This window comes from Streptomyces sp. NPDC058964 (genome assembly GCF_042741275.1).
Taxonomy (GTDB): Bacteria; Actinomycetota; Actinomycetes; order Streptomycetales; family Streptomycetaceae; genus Streptomyces.
Window position 1 is genome coordinate 1 of sequence record NZ_JBHYKH010000624.1, and the last position, 4,706, is coordinate 4,706.

3 protein-coding genes and 1 pseudogene are annotated in these 4,706 nt (G+C 73.6%); 2 read left to right on the forward strand and 2 right to left on the reverse strand.

Annotated features, from left to right (window positions below):
- Positions 1–125 precede the first annotated feature (125 nt).
- Positions 126–1,373, reverse strand: a complete 1,248-nt coding sequence (locus ACFW2E_RS41705; protein ID WP_384475836.1) for a nitrate/nitrite transporter — start codon at positions 1,371–1,373, stop codon at positions 126–128.
- Positions 1,374–1,699: 326 nt separating this feature from the next.
- Between ACFW2E_RS41705 and ACFW2E_RS41710 the strand changes: the two are divergent.
- Positions 1,700–1,903 (forward strand): annotated as a pseudogene (locus ACFW2E_RS41710) (pyridoxamine 5'-phosphate oxidase family protein); the annotation flags it as partial.
- Between the two features lie 70 nt (positions 1,904–1,973).
- Here ACFW2E_RS41710 and ACFW2E_RS41715 read toward each other — a convergent pair.
- Positions 1,974–2,939, reverse strand: a complete 966-nt coding sequence (locus ACFW2E_RS41715) for an Acg family FMN-binding oxidoreductase (protein WP_384475838.1) — start codon at positions 2,937–2,939, stop codon at positions 1,974–1,976.
- A 541-nt stretch (positions 2,940–3,480) separates the two neighbouring features.
- Here ACFW2E_RS41715 and ACFW2E_RS41720 point away from each other — a divergent pair.
- Positions 3,481–4,706, forward strand: a 1,226-nt coding sequence (locus tag ACFW2E_RS41720) for a molybdopterin-dependent oxidoreductase (RefSeq protein ID WP_384475840.1), incomplete at its 3' end; no start/stop codon positions are given.

Sequence of the window (4,706 nt, forward strand, 5' to 3'; positions counted from 1 at the left end):
CGGGCACGCGGGCGAGCGCAACGATCGCAAAAGGGCCCGCAACACCCCCCCCCCCACAACCCCCTTACCGGCAGGCACCCCCCCCCCCCCGCTCGGGATGGGCGGGGCGCGGGCTTTCGGGGTCGTCAGTGGGATCGAGCCGTCGACACGCGGCGGGTGACCGCCTGGCGGACGCCCGTGCCGGTGAAGCCGAGGGCGGCCGCGGCGACCAGGCCCAGGAGCACCAGGCCGACCGCGTAGGAGCCGTAGGTGCCGTACAGCGTGCCCATCACCAGCGGCGGGACGAAGCCGCCGAGACCGCCCGCGGCACCGACCACGCCGGTGACCGAGCCGACCTTGTTCGCCGGGGCGAGCAGTGCCACCAGCGCGAAGACCGCGCCGCTGCCCGCTCCCAGCGCGGCCGCCATCGACAGGAAGGCGATCGTGCCCACCGGTGCCAGTGCCGGGGTCAGTGACTGCACCAATGCTCCGGCCAGCACCACGCCGAGCGCCGCGGACAGCACCCGTACCGGGCCGACGCGGTCCGACAGCCAGCCGCCGACCGGCCGCATGGCCACCGCGAGGAGCACGAAGCCGGCCATGCGGTTGGCCGCGTCGGCCTGGGTGAGGCCGTAGCCGGTCTTGAGGTAGGTGGGCAGGTAGACGGAGAAGGCGACGTAGCCGCCGAAGGCCACGGCGTACAACGCCGACGCCTGCCAGGTGATGCCGAGGCGCAGGGTGTCGGCCAGTCGCCGGGCCAGTGGTTCGGTCGGCACGGGGCGTCCGGGCGCATCCCGCAGCACCAGCGCGGCCACGACGGCGTATCCGGCGAGCACGCCCGCGGTGATCAGGAACGGTGTCCGCATGCCGTGCGCGCCGACCAGTCTCACCGTGGTCAGAGCGCTGATCGCGGTGCCGCCCATGCCCATGCCGAAGACTCCGATGGCGAGACCTCGCCGTTCGGGCGGGAACCAGGCGCCGACGAAGGGCACGCCCACGGCGAACGCGGTGCCGCCGATGCCGAGGAAGAAGCCGCCGGCCAGCAGCGCGGTGAGCGAGGAGTGCCCGGCCAGGCCGAGGTAGAGCACCGGGAGGATGGTGATGGCCGAGACGATGGGGAACATCACCCTCCCGCCGAACCGGTCGGTGAGCGCACCGACCGGGATGCGGCCGAGGGAGCCGACCACGACCGGCACAGCGACCAGCAGCGACTGCTCGAACGACGAGAGGGCGAGACTGTCCTTGAAGCGGGGGCCGAGCGGGCTGAGCAGCGCCCACGCCCAGAAGTTCACGGCGAATCCGACGGTGGCCAGAGCCAGCATCAGCCACGCCCGGCCGGGCACCGGGGCGACCGAAGTTGAGCTGTCGCCCTGCGCCCTCGACTGCGAGACCATCCTGTCCGTCCTCTCACGGTAGTACTGGGCCTCCGGGCGCCCGGACCGCGCGTCCGTTGTCGGCGGAGCGGCGCCTCGCAGTCACTCTCCGCCGTGCGTACGCGTGGGCGGCATGGGCCATGGGTCCCTGCCGCCGGGCGGACTGACCCCAGTCACGCGGCCGTACGTCCTTCTGCCTTGCTCCGCCGCCGAGTCGGGAGTGCCGGAGCGGTGCCGGCCAGGAGGGCCGGTCGGTCCTGCCCCCTCGCGGCACCCCCCGGCAACGATGGGCTGATGTTCCAGAACGGCACTGCCCGCGGTCCTTCCCGTCAACTTCTGGCCGCCGCGAGGCGGACGAGTTCACCGCGGCGACGGAGTCCGGCTGGAGCGTGGTCGTCACCGGCCGGGCCACCGTGGTGAGCGAGCCGGCCGAGCACCGGCTCCTGGAGCGGACCGGCCCAAGCTCGTGGATGCCCCTGCGGGAAGCGGCGTTCGTACGCATCGAGTCCGAGGTGGTGACGGGACGCCCTCGGGGCAGCGCCGTGCCCTGAGCGGGTGTCAGAAGCGGCTGGTGGACTCGCGGGACCGAGCTCGTGGGTGAGGCTCGGCAAGGGCACGGGTTCAGGCCCGCGCCGACGCGCGCGGTGTGCGTCCGCCGTCCGGGCCGTACCCGAACCGGATCAGCATCTGCGGGCAGCACCGCCGCCTCGTCCCTGCCAGCGCGGCCCGGAGGTCCGGCCACTCCAGGGCCTGGTGGAGCATCGACGTGCGCAGCCCGCGCAGGGTCGCCGTGAGCAGCACACGCTCCAGGGCCTGGCCCGCCCGCAGCCAGTCCTCCCGCCTGTCGTGGGTGGTCCACAACAGGGCCACCTGCGCGTGCCGTTCGAAGCGCAGGGCAGGCGGGTGCGGCACGGGCAGCGCGCCCGTGAAGTCCCGCACCGGCATCCGGCCGGACGCGTCCAGAGGGCCCAGGGCGGTCAGGGGAATGCCGTAGGAGGTGTCCGCGCCCGGAGCGGTGATCCAGGTGCGGCTCTCCGCCGTCCGGACCGGATCGCGCGCATTGCGCGCCTCGGCCTCCCGGGTCAGGCGCAGCAGGCGCCGGGTCTCCAGGATGTCCGGAACGTACAGGTGGGTGCCCTCGGATCGGGCCGCTCCGGTCATCTCCGAGACGATCGGCTCCGGCACGGGACGGCCGGTGAAGGGCATCCGGCTCGTGTGGCGCCGCTCGACGGCCTCGTACAGGCCGTACAGGGGCAGCTGCCAGGGTGCGGCCGGTCGGGCCGGCCGCACCGTGGCGAGCAGATCGGTGTCGAGTGCGTCGGGGAGCAGCCGGACCACGGGTGTCCAGCCGAAGTGCTCGGCGGCCGCACGGAGGTTGAGGACGGCGGCGCCCACGGAAAGGTGCTGGGCACGGAGTTGGGGATCGGTCGCCGGAAGGCGGCGCCCCCGGTCGACACGGACCTCGATCGACCGGCCGCCCGGTTCCGGACCGAACCGCCAGGGCTGGGTGTTGTGGATCGACGGCGCCGCCACCGCGGCGGCCAGCATGGCCTGGAGGGCCGTGGCGTCGACATTCCGGATCTGCATCGTGGCTCCTTTGCGAAGGTCTTCCCCGTGCTCTCCACCCTGCGCCGCCCGCCCGTTCGGAAGGAGGGTTGACCGGCCCCGCACCGCGGGCCGCACGGCCTCATGCGGTGCAGGGCAGAGGAGGGACGTCGCGTCCGGCCGCCTGCCGGGGTCCGACGCGCGACCGAACCGGACGGTCCGCGCCATGCGCGCCGGCCGGTCAGGCCCCTCCCGGACAGGTGGCCACGGCGCGAGGCCGGCAGCGGGAGGACTCCCCACATCTGGAGGTGTCACCATGCTTCCGCGCCGGGCACTCCCGCGCCGGCCGGGGACGGCGGGGCGGCCCGGCAGACATGGGATGCGGTCGTACGCGCCGTCGGGCGTCCGCGGTTCGGCCAACGCCGGCCCGCAACCCGGAGCGCACCCTCCCCTCCGGCCGACCGGTCCCCGAACAGGGGCCGTTGGTCCCTCTTCCGCCGGTCCCGACCGGGCCCAAGGGTCACCCCGGCGGGGACTCTCGACCCGCGTACGGCGCGGTGTGCGCGCCCTAGCGTGCTGAGCCATGGAGAACGATCAGAACGCGTCCCGGCGGCAGCCGCGTGCCGCGGAGAGCTGGCCGCTGGCCGCCCGGCGGCTGCTGACGCGCCGCGAGGTGTCGGCCGACGGGCGCGCGGTGTTCGGCGAGACCGACCCGAAGTGGGAGGGCTTCTACCGGGACCGCTGGTCGCACGACAAGGTGGTGCGTTCCACGCACGGCGTGAACTGCACCGGGTCCTGCTCGTGGATGGTGTACGTCAAGGACGGCATCATCACCTGGGAACACCAGGCGACCGACTACCCGTCGATCGGCACGGACTGCCCGGAGTACGAGCCGCGGGGCTGCCCGCGCGGTGCGTCCTTCTCCTGGTACACCTACTCCCCCAGCCGGGTCCGCTACCCGTATGTGCGTGGCGCGTTGCTGAAGCTGTGGCGCGAGGCCCGCCGACGGCTCGGCGACCCGGTGGCGGCCTGGGCAGAGATCACCGGCGACCCGGCGAAGGCGCGCGCCTACAAGCGGGCCCGTGGCAAGGGCGGCCTGGTGCGCGCGGACTGGGACGAGGTGAGCGAGCTGGTCGCCGCCGCGCATGTGCACACGATCAGGACGTACGGCCCCGACCGGGTCGCCGGGTTCTCCCCGATCCCCGCGATGTCGATGGCGTCCTTCGCCGCGGGCGCCCGCTTCATGTCGCTGATCGGCGGCACACTGCTGTCGTTCTACGACTGGTACGCGGATCTGCCCATCGCCTCGCCCCAGGTGTTCGGCGACCAGACGGACGTGCCCGAGGCAGCCGACTGGTGGAACGCGGGCTACCTGGTGATGTGGGGCTCGAACATCCCCGTCACGCGTACGCCCGACGCGCACTTCCTCACCGAGACCCGCTACAACGGCACGAAGGTCGTCGCGGTCAGCCCCGACTACGCGGACAACGTCAAGTTCGCCGACGAATGGCTGGCCCCGCACCCGGGCACGGACGGCGCACTGGCGATGGCCATGGGTCACGTGATCCTGCGCGAGTTCCTGGTGGACCGGGAAGTGCCTTACTTCCAGCAGTACTTGAGGACGTTCACGGACGCGCCGTTCCTGGTGACCCTGCGCGAGCACGACCGAGGGCTGGTCCCCGACGGGTTCCTCACGGCCGCGGATCTCGGCCGCGCCGAGGAGCACGCCGAGTTCAATAAACAGAGCCAGGGCCCGGGCCCCCGGGGGGGCGGGGGGGCGCGGGGGGGGCGCGCGCGGGCGGGGGGGCG

Excerpts from the sequence above, each read along its gene's own strand:
- ACFW2E_RS41705 (WP_384475836.1), bottom strand. The coding sequence starts at position 1,373 with ATGGTCTCGCAGTCGAGGGCGCAGGGCGACAGCTCAACTTCGGTCGCC.
- ACFW2E_RS41715 (WP_384475838.1), bottom strand. The coding sequence starts at position 2,939 with ATGCAGATCCGGAATGTCGACGCCACGGCCCTCCAGGCCATGCTGGCC.